The sequence below is a fragment of the Rhodospirillales bacterium genome, assembly GCA_016710335.1.
Taxonomy (GTDB): domain Bacteria; phylum Pseudomonadota; class Alphaproteobacteria; order Rhodospirillales; family Defluviicoccaceae; genus JADJXQ01.
Genome location: JADJXQ010000002.1, coordinates 339,903 through 358,576, shown reverse-complemented (window position 1 = coordinate 358,576; position 18,674 = coordinate 339,903). Strand labels below are relative to the sequence as shown.

The 18,674-nt window shown below is 66.5% G+C and carries 17 protein-coding genes and 2 pseudogenes; 10 read left to right on the top strand and 9 right to left on the bottom strand.

All coding sequences use genetic code 11. The features are described 5' to 3' along the window. Positions 1 to 128 precede the first annotated feature (128 nt). From IPM60_04900 to IPM60_04880, 5 genes and pseudogenes are all read left to right on the top strand, one after another. Positions 129 to 2,039 carry an aminopeptidase P family protein gene (locus tag IPM60_04900; GenBank protein ID MBK8907247.1) on the top strand — a complete coding sequence of 637 codons (1,911 nt, stop codon included), beginning with the start codon at positions 129 to 131 and terminating at the stop codon, positions 2,037 to 2,039. Positions 2,040 to 2,219: 180 nt separating this feature from the next. After that, complete coding sequence (gene sdhC, locus IPM60_04895) at positions 2,220 to 2,612, top strand: succinate dehydrogenase, cytochrome b556 subunit (GenBank protein ID MBK8907246.1); 393 nt, start codon at positions 2,220 to 2,222, stop codon at positions 2,610 to 2,612. Position 2,613: 1 nt separating this feature from the next. Next, positions 2,614 to 3,027 (top strand): succinate dehydrogenase, hydrophobic membrane anchor protein, encoded by a 414-nt coding sequence (sdhD, locus tag IPM60_04890; GenBank protein MBK8907245.1) that lies wholly within the window; start codon positions 2,614 to 2,616, stop codon positions 3,025 to 3,027. Between the two features lie 68 nt (positions 3,028 to 3,095). Continuing rightward, positions 3,096 to 4,887, top strand: a pseudogene (locus tag IPM60_04885) (succinate dehydrogenase flavoprotein subunit). Between the two features lie 22 nt (positions 4,888 to 4,909). Next, positions 4,910 to 5,689, top strand: a complete 780-nt coding sequence (locus tag IPM60_04880; GenBank protein ID MBK8907244.1) for a succinate dehydrogenase iron-sulfur subunit — start codon at positions 4,910 to 4,912, stop codon at positions 5,687 to 5,689. Positions 5,690 to 5,914: 225 nt separating this feature from the next. Here the strand turns inward: IPM60_04880 and msrA are convergent, their stop codons facing one another. Then, positions 5,915 to 6,538 carry a peptide-methionine (S)-S-oxide reductase MsrA gene (gene msrA, locus IPM60_04875; GenBank protein MBK8907243.1) on the bottom strand — a complete coding sequence of 208 codons (624 nt, stop codon included), beginning with the start codon at positions 6,536 to 6,538 and terminating at the stop codon, positions 5,915 to 5,917. Positions 6,539 to 6,620: 82 nt separating this feature from the next. After that, complete coding sequence (locus IPM60_04870; GenBank protein MBK8907242.1) at positions 6,621 to 7,289, bottom strand: dienelactone hydrolase family protein; 669 nt, start codon at positions 7,287 to 7,289, stop codon at positions 6,621 to 6,623. A gap of 69 nt (positions 7,290 to 7,358) precedes the next feature. Here IPM60_04870 and IPM60_04865 point away from each other — a divergent pair, with 69 nt between their 5' ends. Then, positions 7,359 to 7,919 (top strand): PaaI family thioesterase, encoded by a 561-nt coding sequence (locus tag IPM60_04865; protein MBK8907241.1) that lies wholly within the window; start codon positions 7,359 to 7,361, stop codon positions 7,917 to 7,919. Beyond that, positions 7,913 to 8,338, top strand: coding sequence for a PaaI family thioesterase (locus IPM60_04860; GenBank protein ID MBK8907240.1), 426 nt, complete (start codon positions 7,913 to 7,915; stop codon positions 8,336 to 8,338). Before IPM60_04865 ends, IPM60_04860 begins: the two co-directional genes overlap by 7 nt. A gap of 72 nt (positions 8,339 to 8,410) precedes the next feature. Here the strand turns inward: IPM60_04860 and ychF are convergent, their stop codons facing one another. The 6 genes from ychF to pgeF form a co-directional block, all read right to left on the bottom strand. Then, the gene (gene ychF / locus IPM60_04855; protein MBK8907239.1) at positions 8,411 to 9,511 is read right to left on the bottom strand and encodes a redox-regulated ATPase YchF; all 1,101 of its coding nucleotides are present in this window, start codon (positions 9,509 to 9,511) and stop codon (positions 8,411 to 8,413) included. Then, entirely contained in the window at positions 9,501 to 10,118 is a 618-nt protein-coding gene (locus IPM60_04850; GenBank protein MBK8907238.1) for an aminoacyl-tRNA hydrolase, read from the bottom strand. The genes ychF and IPM60_04850 overlap by 11 nt, the downstream gene beginning before the upstream one ends. Positions 10,119 to 10,158: 40 nt before the next feature. Continuing rightward, on the bottom strand, positions 10,159 to 10,797 hold the full coding sequence (locus IPM60_04845) for a 50S ribosomal protein L25/general stress protein Ctc (GenBank protein ID MBK8907237.1): 639 nt from the start codon (positions 10,795 to 10,797) through the stop codon (positions 10,159 to 10,161). 63 nt (positions 10,798 to 10,860) lie between these two features. Continuing rightward, the gene (locus tag IPM60_04840) at positions 10,861 to 11,793 is read right to left on the bottom strand and encodes a ribose-phosphate pyrophosphokinase (GenBank protein MBK8907236.1); all 933 of its coding nucleotides are present in this window, start codon (positions 11,791 to 11,793) and stop codon (positions 10,861 to 10,863) included. A 312-nt stretch (positions 11,794 to 12,105) separates the two neighbouring features. Beyond that, complete coding sequence (locus tag IPM60_04835) at positions 12,106 to 13,257, bottom strand: aminopeptidase P family protein (protein ID MBK8907235.1); 1,152 nt, start codon at positions 13,255 to 13,257, stop codon at positions 12,106 to 12,108. Between the two features lie 27 nt (positions 13,258 to 13,284). Continuing rightward, positions 13,285 to 14,052, bottom strand: coding sequence for a peptidoglycan editing factor PgeF (gene pgeF, locus IPM60_04830; protein MBK8907234.1), 768 nt, complete (start codon positions 14,050 to 14,052; stop codon positions 13,285 to 13,287). Positions 14,053 to 14,542: 490 nt separating this feature from the next. On the opposite strand from pgeF, the gene IPM60_04825 reads away from it, so the two are divergent. From IPM60_04825 to IPM60_04815, 3 genes and pseudogenes are all read left to right on the top strand, one after another. After that, the gene (locus tag IPM60_04825; protein MBK8907233.1) at positions 14,543 to 15,874 is read left to right on the top strand and encodes a dihydroorotase; all 1,332 of its coding nucleotides are present in this window, start codon (positions 14,543 to 14,545) and stop codon (positions 15,872 to 15,874) included. Further along, a complete protein-coding gene (locus tag IPM60_04820) occupies positions 15,865 to 16,461 on the top strand; it encodes a GNAT family N-acetyltransferase (GenBank protein ID MBK8907232.1) in 597 nt (198 codons plus the stop codon). Before IPM60_04825 ends, IPM60_04820 begins: the two co-directional genes overlap by 10 nt. Before the next feature lie 76 nt (positions 16,462 to 16,537). Further along, positions 16,538 to 16,693 (top strand): annotated as a pseudogene (locus IPM60_04815) (isocitrate lyase/phosphoenolpyruvate mutase family protein). Here IPM60_04815 and IPM60_04810 read toward each other — a convergent pair. Further along, on the bottom strand, positions 16,694 to 18,667 hold the full coding sequence (locus tag IPM60_04810; GenBank protein MBK8907231.1) for a PBP1A family penicillin-binding protein: 1,974 nt from the start codon (positions 18,665 to 18,667) through the stop codon (positions 16,694 to 16,696). Positions 18,668 to 18,674 lie beyond the last annotated feature (7 nt).

Genomic DNA, 18,674 nt, shown 5'->3' with positions numbered 1-18,674 from the left:
TACGGCATCCCTTCGGCTGAAGGCAACGGGCCGGGACCGTCGCCGCCGTGAGTCTGCCGACCTGTCATTGCGTAACCTTGAACACCACGTCGATTCCCATGAGCCGGGAAATGCCGTAGGCTCGCGATATGGCCTCGACGGCGGACACTGAGTCTTTGACTCCATCGGCTTGCGCCTTCCCAGGCGGGGACGCAGCCGATGTTGTTGCGTGTCGGATGGACTCCCTTCGCCGGGAGCTTCGTCGTCGCCGCCTCGCCGGGCTGATAGTGCCCCATGCCGACGAGCATCAGAACGAGCAGTTGCCGCCCGCATCGCAACGTCTGGCGTGGCTGACGGGATTCGGCGGATCGGCCGGCACCGCGGTGGTGCTGCGGGACAGCGCCGCTTTGTTCGTCGACGGACGCTACACCGTCCAGGCGGCACTTGAAGTGAACGCCGCCCACTTCGAGATCCGCCACTTGTTGGACGAACCGGCGGCGGAATGGATTTCCGAGCACCTGCCGCAGCGCGGCCGACTGGGGTTTGATCCCTGGCTTCACACGACATCCCAGGTCGAGCGCTACCGTGCGGCGTGCCGCAAGGCCGGGGGCCGGCTGGTCGCACTCGAGGCGAACCTCATCGATCTGCTATGGACGGATCGGCCACCGCCGCCGCTGGCGCCAATCATCCCTTACGGCGTGTCGTTCGCCGGGCAGGCTGCGTTGGAGAAGCGCCGACAGATCGCGGACGGCATGGTCGCGGAGAAGCACGACGCCGTGGTGGTCACAGCACCGGACTCCGTTGCCTGGCTTCTGAACGTGAGGGGAGGGGACGTCCCCTACACGCCGGCGCCGCTTGCCGTCGCGATTGTGCACGGAGATGCGTCCGTGGAGGTGTTCACGGATCCGCGCAAGGCGTCGCTCGGCCTTGATGAGCACCTCGGCGCCGACGTCAACGTGCGGCCGCCGGAGGCGCTCGGCGCCGCGCTCGACCACCTTGGCGAGCACCACAGGACAGTCCGCTTCGACGCCGACCTGACGCCGTTCTGGATCGTCGACCGCCTGCACCGCGCAGGCGCCAGGACGGTGGTCGGGCCCGATCCGTGCGTCTTGCCGAAGGCGATCAAAAATTCAACCGAGTTGGCAGGCATGCGGGCCGCGCACCGGCGCGACGGCGCCGCCCTGACGCGCTTCCTCGCCTGGCTCGACCGCATGGCGCCGAGCGGCGCCTTGACCGAATCTGCTGCCGCCGAAAAACTTGAGTCGTTCCGGAGGGAAGCCGAACGATTTTGCGGCAACAGCTTCGCCACAATATCAGCGGCGGGCGGCAACGGCGCCATCGTGCATTATCGAGTGACCGCTGCGACCGACCGGCGGTTGGAGCCGGGCTCGCTCTACCTGGTCGATTCCGGCGGCCAGTACCTCGACGGCACGACGGACGTGACGCGAACCGTCGTGGTCGGCCGGCTCGAAGACGCGGTCGACGCCGGGGTTCGCCAAGAATTACGGGACCGCTTCACGCGGGTGCTCAAGGGGCACATCGCCATCGCCACCGCCTGCTTCCCGGCTGGAACGACCGGCTCGCAGCTCGACGTGTTGGCGAGACAGGCGCTATGGCGGGTCGGGCTCGACTACGATCACGGCACCGGCCACGGAGTCGGCGCCTACCTCAATGTCCACGAAGGCCCGCAGCGGATTTCGAAGATCGCCAATAAAACCGCGCTTCGGCCCGGCATGATCATTTCCAACGAGCCGGGCTACTACAAGACCGGCGCCTACGGCATCCGCATCGAGAACCTGGTGGCGGTGACGTCGGCGACAGTTCCGTCGCCGAAGCCGGCCTCGGCATCCGGGGGCGCCGCGGCCGCGACGTCGTTCCTCGGCTTCGAGACCCTGACACTGGCGCCGATCGATCTTCGCCTGGTCGACGTGTCGCTCATGTCGACGGACGAGATCGCGTGGCTCAATACTTACCACGACGAGGTTCGCACCGCCCTCACCCCCCTGATCGACCCGGCCACCGCCGCCTGGCTCGCCGAAGCGACTCGTGCCGTCGGGTGACCCGTTCGCCCGCCCGATGGCTGCAGGCTGCGGCGCCTCAGGTGGATCGGGTGAAGTCCCCAAGGTCCCCGAATAACCCCAAAAATTCTGCGAATGCGAAGATTGACTCCTGCGCGGAGGGGGTCCTAAAATGCGTCTTCGCAGTTGCGGGAAGAATAGGAAGAATAAGGGGTTTTCCCTATGGTCGCCGCCAATCGCCCACTGTCGCCGCACGTCCAAGTGTATCGGCCGCAAATCACCTCGGTGCTGTCCATACTGCATCGCGCCACAGGGGTGTTCCTGACGTTCGGAACGCTGTTCCTGACCTGGTGGCTGACCGCCGCCGCCTACGGGGCGGAAGAATTCAATAGCGCACAGTCGTTCCTCGGCTCCTGGTTCGGACACCTGTTGATCTGGGGCTTCACGTTCTCCCTGTTCTATCACTTCGCCAACGGCATAAGACACCTGTTGTGGGACTTCGGATGGGGGTTCGAGCTGCCGCAACTGAAACTCTCGGGCATGATCACCGTCGGAGCCGCCGTCGCGCTCACACTGGTGACGTTGATCGCCGCGTACGCATCGGCGGGAGGTTGACATGAACGCGCGTTCATCGGGCGGAACAAATCTGCGCTCATCCCTTGGTCGCGCTCGCGGCCTCGGCGCCGCCAACGAAGGCGTTCACCACTGGTGGACGCAAAGGGTCACGGCCATCGCTTTGGTGCCTCTCGGCCTGTGGTTCGTGTTTGCCGCTATCTCCCTTATGGGCGCCGATCTGGCCGAGTTTCGGGCGTTCTTCGGCATTCTCGGCAACGCGCTGATGATGATTCTGCTGGTCCTGGTCATGTTCTACCACGCCGCCATCGGCATGCAGGTGGTGATCGAGGACTACCTGCACGGAGCGTCGCGGATCATCGTATTGCTGGCGGTCAAGTTCGCGCTCTACGCAATGGCGGCGTCGTGCGTCATTTCCGTTCTTTGGCTCGGCGCCCGGGTATTGCCGCCAAGCTGATGCCGAAGGGAATCAAGAAAGCGCGGACCACACATGGGCGGTAATAGAGAAGCGGGACTGGAAAGACCATGACAAGCGCGTATCCCATCACCGACCACATGTACGACGTCGTCGTCATCGGCGCCGGCGGAGCCGGGCTCCGGGCGACCCTCGGTTTGGCTGCGGCCGGACTCAAGACGGCCTGCATCACCAAGGTGTTTCCGACCCGCTCCCACACCGTCGCCGCCCAGGGCGGCATCGGCGCCGCGCTCGGCAACATGGCCGAAGATTCCTGGGAATGGCACATGTACGACACCGTCAAGGGCTCCGACTGGCTCGGCGACCAGGACGCGATCGAATACATGTGCCGGCAGGCGGTGCCGGCGGTGCACGAACTCGAACACTTCGGGGTGCCGTTCTCGCGGACGCCCGAGGGCAAGATCTATCAGCGCCCGTTCGGCGGCCACATGCGCAACTACGGCGAAGCGCCGGTGCAGCGCGCCTGCGCCGCCGCCGACCGCACCGGCCACGCCATTCTTCATACCCTTTATCAGCAGAGCCTGAAGCACGACGCCGAGTTCTTTGTCGAGTACTTCGCCATCGATCTGATCATGGACGATAGCGGCGCTTGCCGCGGCGTCGTCGCCTGGAACCTGGACGACGGCAGCATCCATCGCTTCCAGGCACACGGCACGGTGTTTGCTACCGGCGGTTACGGGCGCGCGTATTTCTCGTGCACGTCGGCCCACACCTGCACCGGCGACGGCAACGGCATGGTGCTGCGGGCCGGGCTGCCAGTCCAGGACCACGAGTTCGTGCAGTTTCACCCGACCGGCATCTACGGCTCCGGCTGCCTCATCACCGAGGGCGCCCGCGGTGAAGGCGGCTATCTCACGAACTCGGAGGGCGAGCGGTTCATGGAGCGCTACGCGCCAACCGCCAAGGACCTGGCGTCGCGCGACGTGGTCAGCCGCGCGATGACCGTGGAGATTCGCGAAGGCCGCGGCGTCGGCAAGGACAAGGACCACATCTACCTGCATCTCGAGCATCTGGGCAGCGACGTGCTGTGGCACCGGCTGCCGGGTATCACCGAAACCGCCCAGATCTTCGCCGGCGTTGACGCCACCCGCGAGCCGATCCCGGTGCTGCCGACAGTGCACTATAATATGGGCGGCATTCCGACCAACCATCTCGGCGAGGTGCTGCGGCCAACCGAGGCCGACCCGGACGCCGTCTGCCCCGGCCTCTACGCCGCCGGCGAATGCGCGTCGGCCTCCGTGCACGGCGCCAACCGACTCGGCACCAATTCGCTGCTCGACATCGTCGTGTTCGGGCGGGCGGTGGCGCTCACCTGCGCCGACAAGATCTCGCCGCGGGCCACCCCACCCGCCGTTGCCGAAGAACTCCGCGGACTACTCGCTCGCTCGCCTCGACCGGTTGCGCAACGCCAACGGCGGTAAACCGACGGCCGCGATCCGCGACAAGATGCAGCGCTGCATGCAGAACAACGCCGCGGTGTTCCGCACACAGGATGTGCTGGCCGAGGGCTGCCGGCAGATCGACGAGGTGTGGAGCATGCTCGGGGACATCCGCCTCAGTGATCGCTCGCTGATCTGGAATTCGGATCTGGTCGAGGCGCTGGAGCTCGAAAACCTTATGGCTTGCGCCGTCACGACCCTCTATTCGGGCGAGGCCCGCAGGGAAAGCCGCGGTGCCCACGCTCGGGAGGATTGTCCGGACCGCGACGACCAGAACTGGATGAAACACTCGCTCGCCTGGCTCGACGATAACGGCAAGTGCCGGTTGGACTATCGCCCGGTCCACACCTACACGCTGACCAACGAAGCCAAATACATCGAGCCGCAGAAGCGGGTGTATTAAACGTAAGAAGAGGTGTCCCCCGATGGTGGAACTCAGCCTGCCTGCAAATTCCCGGGTCCGCGACGGCAAGAGCTTCCCGGCGCCCGCCGGCGCCAAGAAGGTCAAGCGCTTCAAAATCTACCGCTACAATCCGGACAGCGGCGACAATCCGCGCCTCGATACGTTCGACGTTGATCTCGATGCCTGCGGGCCGATGGTCCTCGATGCGCTGATCAAGATCAAGAACGAGATGGACGCGACGCTCACCTTCCGGCGCTCGTGCCGGGAAGGGGTGTGCGGGTCTTGCGCCTTCAACATCGACGGCGTCAACACGCTCGCCTGCACAAAGGCGATCGACGAGATCAAGGGCGACGTCAAGATCTATCCGCTGCCGCACCTGCCGGTGGTCAAGGATCTGGTGCCGGATCTTTCGGTGCCGTACGCCCAGTTGCGATCCATCGAGCCGTGGCTGAAGTCCGATACCCCGCCGCCGGCCGGCGAGCGCCTGCAGAGCCCGGAAGAGCGCGTCAAGCTCGACGGTCTGTGGGAATGCATCCTTTGCTTCTGCTGCCAGACGAGTTGCCCCTCGTACTGGTGGAACGGCGACCGCTACCTGGGCCCCGCGGTGCTGTTACAGGCGTACCGGTGGATCGCCGACTCCCGCGACGAGGCGACCGGAGAGCGGCTCGACAATCTCAACGACCCGTTCCGGCTTTACCGCTGCCACACCATCATGAACTGCACCGCGACCTGCCCCAAGCACCTCAACCCCGGGAAGGCCATTGCCGAGATCAAGTCCTTGCTGGCGGACCGCATCTTATAAAGCATGGTGGATGATCTAATTTACGAAGGCGGGGAGGCGTCCGCCGGCACTACTCCTTCCCGGGCGTCGGCGGCAACAGGTTCGCCTTGCAGGACGACGTGGTGGAGTACGACCGCGCGTCGAGCGCTCATACCGCCTCCGGAGCCGCAGATCGTGTCACCCTCAGCGGTCGCGGCGTCGGCAACGGCTGGCTTGGTCGGGCCTGCTCGCCGTCCGTGACTAGCTCTACTCGGGGTTGGGGATGCCGCGGTACGCTTGAACGCCCCACACCTCGTTTACCCGCGCGTTCCGGCCGCATGACCAGCGGTAGTATTTATACTGCAGCGGGTTCTTGTTGTAGTAATCCTGGTGGTAGTCCTCGGCCGGATAGAATTTGCCAGCCGGCTCGATCGGGGTGACGACGTCTCCGCCGAGCGCCGCGTCGGCGGCAGCCTTCGACTCCTCCGCTACGCGCCGCTGCTCGTCATTCTCGACGAAGATCGCGGTCTCGTACGACTTGCCGCGGTCACAGAACTGGCCGCCGGAGTCGGTGGGATCGACGCTGCGCCAGAACACGTTCAGCAAGTCCTCGTAGCTGACCCTGCTCGGGTCATAGGTGATCTGAACCGCCTCGCGATGGCCGGTCCCGCCGGCCGACACTTGCTTGTAAGTCGGGTCGGCAACCGTGCCGCCGGTGTATCCGGAAACAGTGCCCACGACGCCCGGCACCTTGTCGAAATCCGCCTCGACGCACCAGAAACACCCGCCGGCGACGGTCAGGGTCGCCGTGTCCTCGGCCTTGGCGCCGCCGGCGAACAGGACGACGCCGACAATGGCGGCGATACCCGCAATGATGCGCACCCTCGACATGTCCGTCGCCTGCTCCCTCCGCGATGCCGTTCCTGCAGACAGAGGTAAACCCAGCGGCAACCGATTCCCAATCACGCTGGCGTTATCGGAGTTGCTCCGCGAACAGCGCAAGGGTGTGGTCGAGAGCGGCGCGTGCCGCGTCGGGGCGGAAGTCCTTCCGCCGGTCGCAATTGAAGCCGTGGCCGGCGCCGTCATAGACGTTAATCGGGATGTCGGGGAAGGCGGCGCGGATCTTGGCGACGTTCTCCGCCGGGATGGTCGGGTCGTCGGCGCCGAAGTGCAGGATCACCGGACAGCGCGGCCGTTCGTCCAGCAAGTCGACGATGTGCCGGCCGTAGTAGCAGGCGGCGGCCGCCACATCGAGCCGGCACGCGGCCATCCACGCCCACGATCCGCCCCAGCAATAGCCGACCACGCCCACCCTGCCGTCCGGCCGCAGCGCTCCGGCAGCTGTGCGGATGTCGGTCACCGGGTCGTCCCAGCCGACCGCGGCCGCGAGTTCGCGGCCCTCTGCAATGCCGGCCTCGTCATAATCGAGCTCCACCCCGCGCCGGACGCGGTCGAACAGCGCCGGCGCCACAGCGGCGTAGCCGTGAGCGGCGAATCGATCGCAGACGTCGCGGATGTGGCCGTTGACCCCGAACACCTCCTGCACGACGACGACGGCGCCCTTCTGCTCCCCCTCCGGCTCGGCCTTGTACGCATCCAGCGTGTGCCCGTCCTCTGCGGTCAGGCGTATGGTCTTTCGCACGAGATCCTCCCGTTCCTCTTACGGCGCGCAATTTTGCGACCGCGAAATCACGTTCGGCAACGATGAACTATGCTCTATACTCCGGCTCCTGCTGAACGTGAACCGAGACCCGATGTGAAAGTTCGGAACCGGCCGCCCGACATCGACCGAATCATCGAGATCTTCGAGACCATTCCCCACGCCCGCGAGCTGGGCCTGCAGGTGCTCGAGTTGCGCTACGGGCACGGCTACATGCGCTTGCCGTACGACGCGCGCTTCGTCGGCAACCCGAGCACCGGCGTGCTGCACGGCGGCGTGGTCACGTCGTTCCTCGATACCCTTGGCGGCATGGTGGTCATGGCCACCGTGCCCGAAGGCACAGCCTTGGCGACCCTCGATCTCCGCATCGACTACCTGCGTCCAGCCCAGCCTGAGGTGGAGATCCTCGGTTCAGCGGAATGCTACAAGGTGACGGAGAGCGTCGCGTTCGTTCGCGGCATCGCCTACCAGGAGACGTTCCGCGACCCTATCGCCAATTGCACCGCCACCTTCATGCTGGGCGCGCGCGGCTTCACCGGCCATGGCAATACTGTGAGCAAGATTGTCGAAAAGATCGACGGCACAGCCTCGGATGGTGGGCAGCCATGCTAGCGACGATAGCCAAGCTCAGGACGCGGGGAGATGTGGCGGCGCTCAACGATCTGGTGCCGTATGCCCGCGCCGTCGGCCTGGAAGCCTACGTCGACGGCGGCGGCCTCGTCACCGTCCTCCGCTTTCGCGAATCCAACGTCGGCAACACCCAGATCCCGGCAGTGCATGGCGGCGTTGTCGGCGCCCTTCTGGAGCACGCGGCGATCCTGCATCTGCTCGCCGAGAGCGACGTGAAGGTGGTCCCCAAGATCATCAACCTGTCGGTGGACTTCCTGCGCCCGTGCCTGGCCGCCGACACGTTCGCGCGGGGCGAGGTGATCAAGCAGGGCCGGCGCGTTGCCAACGTCCGCGTCCAGGCCTGGCAGGACGCCGCCGACCGCCCCGTCGCCGCCGGCCACGCCCACTTCCTGGTGGCGTGAGGGCGCCGTCCGGGGGTATCGGGCGAGCATCGGCTCCGCCTCTCCGCCATGACGCTCGAGCAATGGCCGCTGTCAGACGTTGAAGCGGAACAGCATGACATCGCCGTCCTGGACGACGTAGTCGCGGCCTTCGGAGCGCATCAAGCCGGCGTCGCGGGCGGGCGCCTCGCCGCCGAGGCGAACAAAGTCGTCATAGGCGATGGTTTCGGCGCGGATGAAACCGCGCTCGAAGTCCGTATGGATGGCGCCTGCCGCCTGCGGCGCACGTGTGCCCGCCGGCACCGTCCAAGCCCGTGTCTCCTTTGGCCCCGCGGTGAAAAAGGTGATCAGGTGCAACAGCCGGTAGCCGGCATGAATGACGCGGGCGAGGCCGCTCTCATGGAGGCCGAGCGACTCCAGGAGTTGCGTGCGCTCGGCGGCATCCTCGATCTCCGCCAGTTCCGCCTCGATGCGCGCCGAAACCACGACGGCTTCCGCCGCCGCCTCGCCCGTATGTGCGATGACCGCGCCCGAAAGGTCGTTTCCTTCGGCAACGGCCTCCTCTTCGACGTTGCACACGTAGAGCACCGGCTTCGCCGTCAACAACTGCAGCATCCGGAACGTCTTCCGCTCGTCGTCTGCAATGTCGCAACCCCGCGCCGGTCGACCGTCCTGCAGTTCGGCCAGCACCCGTTCTACCAAAGCCAGCGCCTCCCGCGCCTCCCGGTCGCCGCTGCGCGCCCGCTTGGTCAGCGGCGTGAGGCGGCGCTCCAGGCTGTCGAGGTCGGCGAGCAGCAGCTCCGTCTCCACCACCTCGGCATCGCGCAGCGGATCGACATTTCCGGCGACATGTGTCACGTCGTCGTCCTCGAAGCAGCGCAGCACGTGGATGATGGCGTCCACCTCGCGGATGTTGGCGAGAAATTTGTTGCCGAGCCCCTCGCCCTGGCTGGCGCCTTTGACGAGACCAGCAATGTCGACGAATTCCAGCTGGGTCGGCGTCACCTTGGCGGACTTGGCGATGGCGGCGATGTGCTGAAGCCGGACGTCCGGCACCGCGACGCGCCCCACGTTGGGCTCGATGGTGGTGAACGGGAAGTTGGCCGCTTCCGCCGCCGCAGTCGCGGTGAGCGCGTTGAACAGGGACGACTTGCCGACATTGGGCAGGCCGACGATGCCGCAGTTAAACCCCATCGCGCTCACCCCCGCAGGCGCTTGCGGGATGCGGCTTGGGCGGAGTCAAGGTCAGCGCCACCTTGCTCATGAAGCCAGCGCCGTCGCCGTCCGCCAACAGCGGAAAGAACTCGGCAATGGTGTCGAGCAATGGCTGCAGCCAGGCATCGTCCGCCTTGGCGAAGTCCTTGAGCACGTGGCCGATGACACGATCCTTGTCGCCGGGGTGGCCGATGCCGAGACGGACCCGCCGGTAATCGGCACCGATGTGCGCATGCAGGCTGCGGAGCCCGTTGTGCCCTGCGTGTCCGCCGCCGTTCTTGCAGCGCACCTTGCCGGCAGCCAGATCCAGTTCGTCGTGGAACACCAACACGTCCCCGGGCGGGATCTTGTAGAACCCGGCCGCCGCCGCCACCGCCCGCCCCGACTCGTTCATGTAGGTCATCGGTTTCAAAATGAGCACCTTGCGGCCGCCGGCGCCCCCCTCGGCGGCCTCGCCGTGAAAGCGGCGGCGAAACGGCGCGAAGCGATGGCGGGCGGCGATGGCGTCCACCGCCATGAACCCGATGTTGTGACGATTGCGCGCATACACGGCGCCGGGATTGCCCAGTCCGACGACCAGCAGCACCGCCGCCGCGCCTTCCTCGGACGTCCGACGACTGAACAGTTTAAGTTTCGTCGGACGCGCCTTCCGCAGTGTCTTCGGCGGCACCCTCGTCCTCGTCGCCGTCGGCGCCGGCGACCGTCGGCGCAGCAATGACGGCGACCGTCGCATCGGCCTCCTGGTTGGCCGGCTCGACCCCCTCCGGCAAACCCAAGTCGCCAATGTGAATGGCGTCGCCGATGTCGCGGCCCGTCAAATCGACCTTGATGCTCTCCGGGATGCGGTCGGCGAGGCATGCAAGCGACACCGTGTGCAGCACGATATTGAGCATGCCGCCCTTCTTCAGGCCAGGGCAGGCCTCTTCGTTCTCGAAGATCACCTCGACCTCCACATCCACCCGCGTCGTCGCGCCGAAGCGCAGGAAGTCGAGGTGCAGGGGATGGCCGGTGACCGGATGGGTTTGCAGTTCCCGAGCGAGGACGCGCTGCGACTCGCCGCCGAGATTGAGCTCGAACACGCGCGAGAAGAACCCGTGGCCCTTGAACTGCTTCTGAAGCTCGCGGGTGTCCAGCGAGATCGCCAGCGGCGGCTGTTCGCCCCCGTAGACGATGGCCGGCACGCGGCCTTCCCGGCGGGTAGCGCGGGCACCGCCCTTGCCGAGGCGTTCCCGGCGCTCGACGTCAAGCTTTACGTTCTCCGACATTCTCAAAACTCCAATGCATAAAGCGCGGCGTAAAAACCGTGCCCTTCCATACAGGAAAGCGGTTCAGTGGAACAGGGAGGAAACCGACGTCTCTTCGCTGATGCGGCGAATCGCCTCGGCGACCAGCGGCGCCACCGTCAGCTGCTCGATATTGCTGGACACCCGCACGGCCTCGGTCGCTGCGATGCTGTCGGTGATGACCAGGCGGTGAATTGCGGACGAACTCACCCGCGCCACCGCGCCGCCGGACAGCACCCCGTGCGACACGTAGGCCGACACCGAGGTGGCGCCGGCGTCCATCAACGCCCGCGAGGCGTTGCAGAGGGTGCCGGCCGAGTCGACGATGTCGTCAATCAGGATGCACGTGCGGTCGCGCACGTCGCCGATGATGTGCATGACTTCCGAGACCCCGGCGCGCTCGCGGCGCTTGTCGATGATCGCGAGGTCGGTATTGATGCGACTCGCGATGTTGCGGGCCCGCACCACGCCGCCGACGTCCGGCGACACCACCATGACGTCGTCCGAGTTGTACTTCTCGCGAATGTCCTTCACGAACACCGGCGCCGCGAACAGATTGTCGGTCGGAATGTCGAAGAAGCCCTGGATCTGGCCGGCATGCAGGTCGATGGTCAGCACCCGCTCGGCGCCGGCGGTGGTGATCAGGTTGGCGACCAGCTTGGCCGAGATGGGCGTGCGCGGCGCCGATTTGCGGTCCTGGCGGGCGTAGCCGAAGTAGGGGATCACCGCCGTCACCCGCCGTGCCGAAGCCCGTTTCAGGGCGTCGAGGGTGACCAGCAACTCCATCAGGTTGTCGTTGGTGGGGTACGACGTCGATTGTATGACGAACACGTCCTCTCCGCGGACGTTCTCCTGGATCTCGACGAACACCTCCAAGTCAGAGAAGCGGCGGATCAGTGCCTTGGCCATCGGCAGCTTGAGATACGCGGAGATTGCGTCCGCCAGCGGCCGGTTACTGTTACACGCGACGATCTTCATACGCCGAGAACCCCAGATTTGGTGGCGGACTGTAGCAACCTCTTGTTTGTGTTGTAAACCGTGCTCTCGCCCCTGACCCCGTCGCCTGGATGGCGTGGAACGAGATTGGGGACCGGCTCTGCCTGTGGCACCGTACGGTCCCGTATGACGCTCCGCTGCACGCAAGTTTTCGATTCTCGTGCACGCTATGACCTGTTCGACTGAATCATTCGCACGGGTCTGCGCACTAAGCGATCATGCCGAGAATGCAGCTCGCCATCATCGCCAGGATCAGAAACAGCGTCAGAATAATGATGTACGGCATCGCGCCCTTTACTTGATGACAAGGTCCAGCGGAGCCCGGCTCAACAGTTCCGGCCCGGCCGCGCCGATGACCACCGTGTGACCCAGCGTCATCGCCAGTCCGGCATCCGAGTCCGCGATGATGATATGGACGAAAAACACCATGCCCGGCTCGGCCACAACGGGGTTCCGCGCGTACAGCATCGGCCAGTCCATCCAGTTGGGCGGGAACGTGGCGCCGAGGCTGTAGCCGCAGGCATTGAGCCGGTGCGGGCGCATGCGGGCGGCGTCGAGCACGCGGGCGTGGGCGGCGAAGGCGTCGCCCACGCATCGGCCAGGCCGCAGCGCCGCCGTCGCGGCGGACAGCGCGTCCCGGGCGACGTCGAACATGGTGCGTTGCCGCTTTGGCACCGCGCCGATGCAGAACGTGCGCATCAGGCAGGCATGGTAATGGCGATGGACACCGGCCCACTCGATGGTGAGCTGATCGTCGGCGTCAAGCCGCCGCCGGCCCGAGGCATAGCGGCAGAGAAGTGCGGCACGGCCCGAGCCGATGATGAACGGATTTCCCGGGTAGTCGCCGTCGCCCTGCAGCACCGCCCCCTGCATCGCCGCCAGGATGTCGCTCTCCGCGGCGCCGGGTGCGGTCAACGCCGCGGCCTGATCATAGGCGGCGTCGGCCAGTTCTGCCGCCCGCCGTACGTACGCCATTTCGGCGGCGCTCTTTACCAGCCTGAGGCGGCTGACCAGATCCGATGCGTCGGCCATTGTGCAAAAGCCGTCGAGCGCTGCTGCCAGCCGCTGCCCGTTGCGAGCGGTCAAGCCATAGGCCTCCCACTCCACCCCCAGCCGCCCGCCGCGGCAACCATGTTCGGCGAGGATGCCGGCAAGCTCGGCGGCGGGGTCGGCGTCCGGGGCGTCCACCCAGATCCGGATGTCCTCGATCACCGAGGTGTGTTGCGCCTGGCGCAGGTCGGGGGCGCGGGTCAGCAACGTCATCGCCCCGTCGGCTCCGAGGAACAGGCATTGGAAGAACACGTGGCCGAAGGTGTCGTAGCCCGTGAGGTAATAGAGGCTTTCCTGGCGGAACAGCAGGAGGCCGTCCAGCCCTAGTTGCACCATCTCCCGGCAGGTCCGCTGCCGGCGTTCGGCCATCTCCTCAACGGAGAAATGCAGCACCATGGTATCCGCGTCTCTACGCAGCCCGTCCTATGCCAGCACCGCGATGGCCGACAGCTGGCGGCCGTAGTCGCCGCCCCCGTTCAACGTTGTCCGCCGGTAGCTGAAAAAGCGGTCTGCGTCGGCAGAGGTGTCACAGTGTAGATCGTCGACCGCCGCCAGATCGAGTGCCGAAAGCCGCCGCGCCACGTAGCCGGGAAGGTCGAAGCGGAAATGGTAGCCCCGGTCCGAAGCCGCGAACAAGGCGCCATTGTCCGGATCGGCCGCGACGAATGTGGTGCGAAAGTCGGCGCCGACTTCGTAGGACTCCTGCCGGATGCAAGGGCCGACCGCGGCCACGATGCGCTTGCGCTCTGCGCCCAAAGCCACCATTGCCGCGACGGTCGCGTCTACGATGCCGTCGAGCGCCCCGCGCCAGCCGGCGTGCGCCGCGCCGACCACGCCCGCCTGCGGCTCGGCGAACAGCACCGGCGCGCAATCGGCGGTGAGGATGCCGAGCGTGACGCCGGGCGTGCGGGTGACCAGACCGTCTAGCTTCAGCCGGTCGTCCATCCGCCACGATGCGTCGACGGTGCCGACACTTGCCGAATGGACTTGATAGGCCGTCGTCAGCGATTCCGGGGCCACTCCGAGAGCGTCCATCGCCCGCGCCCGATTGACCCGCACCCGCGCCGGGTCGTCATTGGAACCCAGACCGCAGTTGAGCGACGCATAGATGCCCTCGCTGACGCCGCCTTCGCGCGTGAAGAACCCGTGGGCGATGCGGGGATGCGCAGTAACGATTTCGGACGTGATCATGACGGTGCGCACAACGCTGCTTCAACGGCCGCAGAAGATCACCCCCGGTTCATCAAGGGATCACTCATCATCGCAGTCTACAGGACTTGGTCGCCAACGCGAGGCTGCGTGAATGAAAAAAGGGCCCCACCGGAGGGTGGGGCCATTGTCTGTAGTGCGCGGGGCCGGTCATACCCTATTCGCGGACCGCAGAGCCGAAGCAGCGCCGGTTCCAAGCCTCCACAGGGAACCGGTTGCCCTCCCCGAAACTCGGCGACGCCATGGCGACGATGTGCCGACGCTGCAGCCCGCAGGTTTGACTGGCAAGGCAAGTCCGGCTGGTAGCCCCGACAGCAACACACCGAGCGTACACGAGGGCGCCGCCGCCGACTGTGAACTGCATCACACTCCGGCGCATTCGATGTGCCGCGCGCGATGATGCGGAACAGTGTTTGGTGGCCGAAGCCGAGACGGCTATAAGTTCGCTCATGCGCTGTCCCAATGGTCCCTCATGACACCCGCCTTCGATTCGGTGCTGCGCGGCGGCACCTGCGTTACGCCGGGTGGCCGTGTTGACGCTGACATCGGTGTGCGCAATGGCCGCATCGCCGCTATCGGTGCTCTCGATCCGTTTACCGCGCCCGAGATCGTCGATTGCTCAGGCCTGCACGTGCTTCCCGGCGTCATCGACACCCAAGTGCATTTCCGCGAGCCGGGGCTCGAGCACAAGGAGGATCTCGGCACCGGCACCGCGGCGGCGGCATTGGGCGGAGTGGTCGCCGTGTTCGACATGCCCAACACCAACCCGCCCACCACCACCGCCGCAGCGCTCGCCGACAAGTGCCGGCGCGCCAAGGGCCGCGCGTGGGTCGACATGGCGTTCTTCGTCGGCGCCACGCCTGACAACACCGCGAGCCTGGCTGAGTTGGAGCGCCTTCCCGCCTGCGCCGGCGTCAAGGTGTTCATGGGCAGCTCCACAGGCAACCTTCTGGTCGCCGACGACGCCGACGTCGCGCGGGTGCTCGCCGCCGGCTCCCGCCGCGTCGCCGTGCACTGCGAGGACGAGCGGCGCCTGAAGGAGCGGTTCACCATCGTCGAGGGCGGCGCGGACGTAGCAATGCACCCGGAGTGGCGGGATGCCGAAACCGCGCTGGCCGCGACCCGTCGCTTGCTGGCGCTGGCCAAGGGCGCCAAGCGGCGTGTCCATATCCTCCACGTCACCACCGCCGACGAGATGGCGCTGTTGCGCGACCACCATGACATCGCCACCGTCGAGGTGACGCCGCAGCACCTCACCCTCGAAGCGCCGCGCTGTTACGAGGAGTTGGACCAGTACGCGCAGATGAACCCGCCGATCCGCGATGCTCGCCACCGCGAGGCGCTATGGGCGGCGGTCGCCGGTGGGCTGGTCGACTGCATCGGCTCCGACCACGCCCCCCACACCCGCGAGGAAAAGAATCGACCGTATCCCGCGAGCCCTTCCGGCATGCCTGGCGTGCAGACATTGGTGCCGCTGATGCTGGACCACGTCGCCAAGGGACGCCTCTCGCTCGAACGCTTCGTCGACCTCACCAGCGCTGGGCCGGCGCGCATCTACGGCATCGCTGGGCGCGGCCGGATTGCGCTGGGGTACGCCGCCGATTTCACTGTGGTGGATCTGAAGGCGCGGCGGATGATCACCAACCGCTGGATCGTCAGCCGCTGCGGCTGGACCCCGTTCGATGGCTTCAGCGTCACCGGCTGGCCGATGATGACCATCGTCCGCGGCCAGGTCGTCATGCGCGACGGCCAGCTGGTCGGCGATGCGGTCGGCCAGGCGGTGCGGTTTCTCGAATGCCTGTGAGCATCGGCGCGGAGGTGGCGCCGGGCAAGCTTTCCTCCGTCGTGACATACCTGGAAACGACCGCGCCGCCGCGGATCATCGGCGAGCCGCCGGCGCCGCCGGGCGCCGCGATCGAGCGCCTGGAGACGGTGCCTGTTTCCCTCTACCGCGATCTCTACCGCCGGGTCGGCGAGGCGTGGCTGTGGTGGGAACAGCTGCAGGTTCCCGATGACGAACTTGCCGCGCGGCTTCGCGATCCCGCGGTCGAGGTGTTCATGTTCCGCCGCAGCGGCGACGTGATCGGCTACGCCGAACTGGACCGGCGAGAGCCGAACGCCGTGGAGATCGTCTTCTTCGGCCTGGTGCCGGAAGCCATCGGCCAAGGTCTCGGCCGGTTCTTTTTTGCGCGGATGCAGGAGATCGCCTGGCAGAGCGACCCGCACCGGGTCTGGCTCCACACCTGCACGGAGGACCACCCGAGGGCGCTCGGCTTCTATAAGGCCGCCGGCTTCCGCCCGTACTGCCGGGAGAGGGTCATCATCGACGACCCGCGCTCGACCGGCCTGCTTCCCGCCGGCTCCGCCCCGCACGTCCCGCCTGTTCGCTAGTGCACAGACCTATTCAGATGGTACATCTGACCGGGTCAGATCGTGCACTAATGCCGGACTGGCACAGTACATTGACATGGTCGGCCGTGCCGGCGCCATGGCGCAAGGCACCGCGACACCGCTGATCGCGGACGGAGACACCGGCTACGGCGGTCTCCGCAAGGTCGATCATACGGTGCGCGGCTTCGAGGCCGCCGGGGATGCCGGAATTCAAATCGAAGATCAGGCTGCCTCAGCTCTCCTCGGTGTTGAACAGATCTCGAATGCGATCGAGGAGGTTGCGCTCGCGCGGCGGTTCTGGGGCCGGACGCTGGCGCGGGATCGGAGCCTGAACCATGGGCGGGGGCGGGGGGGCCACGCCGGGAAGGGGGCGGACGGGCCAGCCGGCTTCGGCGTCGGTCATGAAGGCGTGCCACAGCTTGGCCGGCAGGCCGCCGCCGGTGACGCCTTTCATGGGTGTGTCGTTGTCGTTGCCCATCCACACGCCGGTGACGAGGTCGGCGGTGAAGCCGATAAACCAAGCGTCGCGATTCTCCTGAGATGTTCCGGTCTTGCCGGCGGCGGGGCGTGCGAGCCGCGCCGCCTTGCCGGTGCCGGTGGTGATCGCCGCCACCATCATGCGGGTGATCGCGCCGGCGGTGTCTCGCGAGACCACGCGGCCAGGGCCGGAACCCTGCCGCCGGTACAGGACTTGTCCGGTGGCGTCCTGGATGGTCTCGATGGCGTAGGGCCAGACGCCGTAGCCACCGTTGGCGAACACGGCGTAGGCGGCGGTCAGTTCAATCAGGCTGATTTCAGCGGCGCCGAGAGCAAGGCTGGCAGTCGGGCGCATGTCGCCAGTGACCCCGAACCGCCTAGCCACCTCGACGACGCGCTTGCGGCCGGCCTTCTCGCTGATCTGGACTGCGACCGTGTTGATCGAGCGGGCGAGGGAGTCCTGAACCGTCACCTCGCCTTCAAAGCGGCCGTTGAAGTTGCGCGGTCGCCATCCGCCGATCGACAACGGTCCGTCGACGAAGCGGCTTTCCGGCGACAAACCCGCTTCCAGCCCGGCCACGTAGACCAGCGGCTTGAAGGCCGATCCCGGCTGGCGGCGGGCTTGGACGGCCCGGTTGAACTGGCTCTCCCGATAGCTCTTGCCGCCGACCATGGCGCGCACCGCGCCGTCCGGCGACAGGGACAGGAGGGCGGCCTGGGAGACGTTACGATCCTGAGCTGCGGCGCCGACTGCGTCCGCCAGTCGTTGTTCCGCGATGCCCTGCAGACGCGAGTCCAGTGTGGTCATTACCACCAAGTCCCGGTCTCCGTCGCCGACGAAGGCCGGGATCAGGGTCAGCACCCAGTCGACGAAGTACCGGGCGTCGTAGCGGCCTGATCCGGCAGTCTGAAAACTGCCGCGAAATTGCCTGGCGGCTTCGGCCTCTGCGCGGCTCAAGACGCCGGCATCGACCATGCTGGCCAGCACCACATCGGTGCGCTCGCTGGCAAGGTCCGGGTTGGCACGTGGGTTGTAGCGTGACGGCGCTCGCAACAGGCCCGCCAACATCGCCGCCTGGTATGTGGAGACGCGGGTTGCCGGAACCCCGAAATACTTCCGCGCAGCCGCGTCGACGCCGAAGGTGCCGGCGCCGAAGTAGGCGCGGTTGAGGTAAAGGGCGAGGATCTGATCCTTGGTGAACTTGTGCTCCAGCCACAGCGCCAGCAATAGTTCCTGAACCTTGCGTTTGAAGGTGCGTTCGGGCGTCAGGAACAGGTTCTTGGCCACTTGTTGAGTAATGGTTGAGCCGCCCTGGACGACGCGGCCGGCCCGCAGGTTGACGAACACGGCGCGCGCAAGTCCGAGCACGTCCACTCCGAAATGCCAGTAGAACCGGCGGTCCTCGATGCTGAGCACCGCCGACGGCAGTGCCGGCGGGAGATCGCCGACCTGAACGGGTACACCGTAAAGCTCGCCGGTGGTTGCCAGCTCGGTGCCATCGGCGGCGACGATCGTGATCGCCGGCCGCCGTGTCGCGGCAATGGCTTCCGTCACGTCCGGAAGGTCGGTGCCATACCAAACGACCACGCCGCCGACTGCCAGCGTCAGCCAGATGACGACGACCGCGAACCACCGCGCGATGAACCGCACCCACGGCCTCTGCCACAGCGTCTTGTCTGCGGACGGCGTAGAGTCCACCGCAGCGCGCCGGCGAGGCGGATTTGCCATCTTGCGA

Coding starts and splice junctions, on each gene's coding strand:
- IPM60_04835 (MBK8907235.1), bottom strand. CDS start 13,257: ATGGTGCTGCATTTCTCCGTTGAGGAGATGGCCGAACGCCGGCAGCGG.
- sdhC (MBK8907246.1), top strand. CDS start 2,220: ATGGTCGCCGCCAATCGCCCACTGTCGCCGCACGTCCAAGTGTATCGG.
- sdhD (MBK8907245.1), top strand. CDS start 2,614: ATGAACGCGCGTTCATCGGGCGGAACAAATCTGCGCTCATCCCTTGGT.
- IPM60_04810 (MBK8907231.1), bottom strand. CDS start 18,667: ATGGCAAATCCGCCTCGCCGGCGCGCTGCGGTGGACTCTACGCCGTCC.
- IPM60_04840 (MBK8907236.1), bottom strand. CDS start 11,793: ATGAAGATCGTCGCGTGTAACAGTAACCGGCCGCTGGCGGACGCAATC.
- IPM60_04860 (MBK8907240.1), top strand. CDS start 7,913: ATGCTAGCGACGATAGCCAAGCTCAGGACGCGGGGAGATGTGGCGGCG.
- IPM60_04900 (MBK8907247.1), top strand. CDS start 129: ATGGCCTCGACGGCGGACACTGAGTCTTTGACTCCATCGGCTTGCGCC.
- msrA (MBK8907243.1), bottom strand. CDS start 6,538: ATGTCGAGGGTGCGCATCATTGCGGGTATCGCCGCCATTGTCGGCGTC.
- ychF (MBK8907239.1), bottom strand. CDS start 9,511: ATGGGGTTTAACTGCGGCATCGTCGGCCTGCCCAATGTCGGCAAGTCG.
- pgeF (MBK8907234.1), bottom strand. CDS start 14,052: ATGATCACGTCCGAAATCGTTACTGCGCATCCCCGCATCGCCCACGGG.
- IPM60_04865 (MBK8907241.1), top strand. CDS start 7,359: ATGCTCTATACTCCGGCTCCTGCTGAACGTGAACCGAGACCCGATGTG.
- IPM60_04825 (MBK8907233.1), top strand. CDS start 14,543: ATGACACCCGCCTTCGATTCGGTGCTGCGCGGCGGCACCTGCGTTACG.
- IPM60_04880 (MBK8907244.1), top strand. CDS start 4,910: ATGGTGGAACTCAGCCTGCCTGCAAATTCCCGGGTCCGCGACGGCAAG.
- IPM60_04820 (MBK8907232.1), top strand. CDS start 15,865: ATGCCTGTGAGCATCGGCGCGGAGGTGGCGCCGGGCAAGCTTTCCTCC.
- IPM60_04845 (MBK8907237.1), bottom strand. CDS start 10,797: ATGTCGGAGAACGTAAAGCTTGACGTCGAGCGCCGGGAACGCCTCGGC.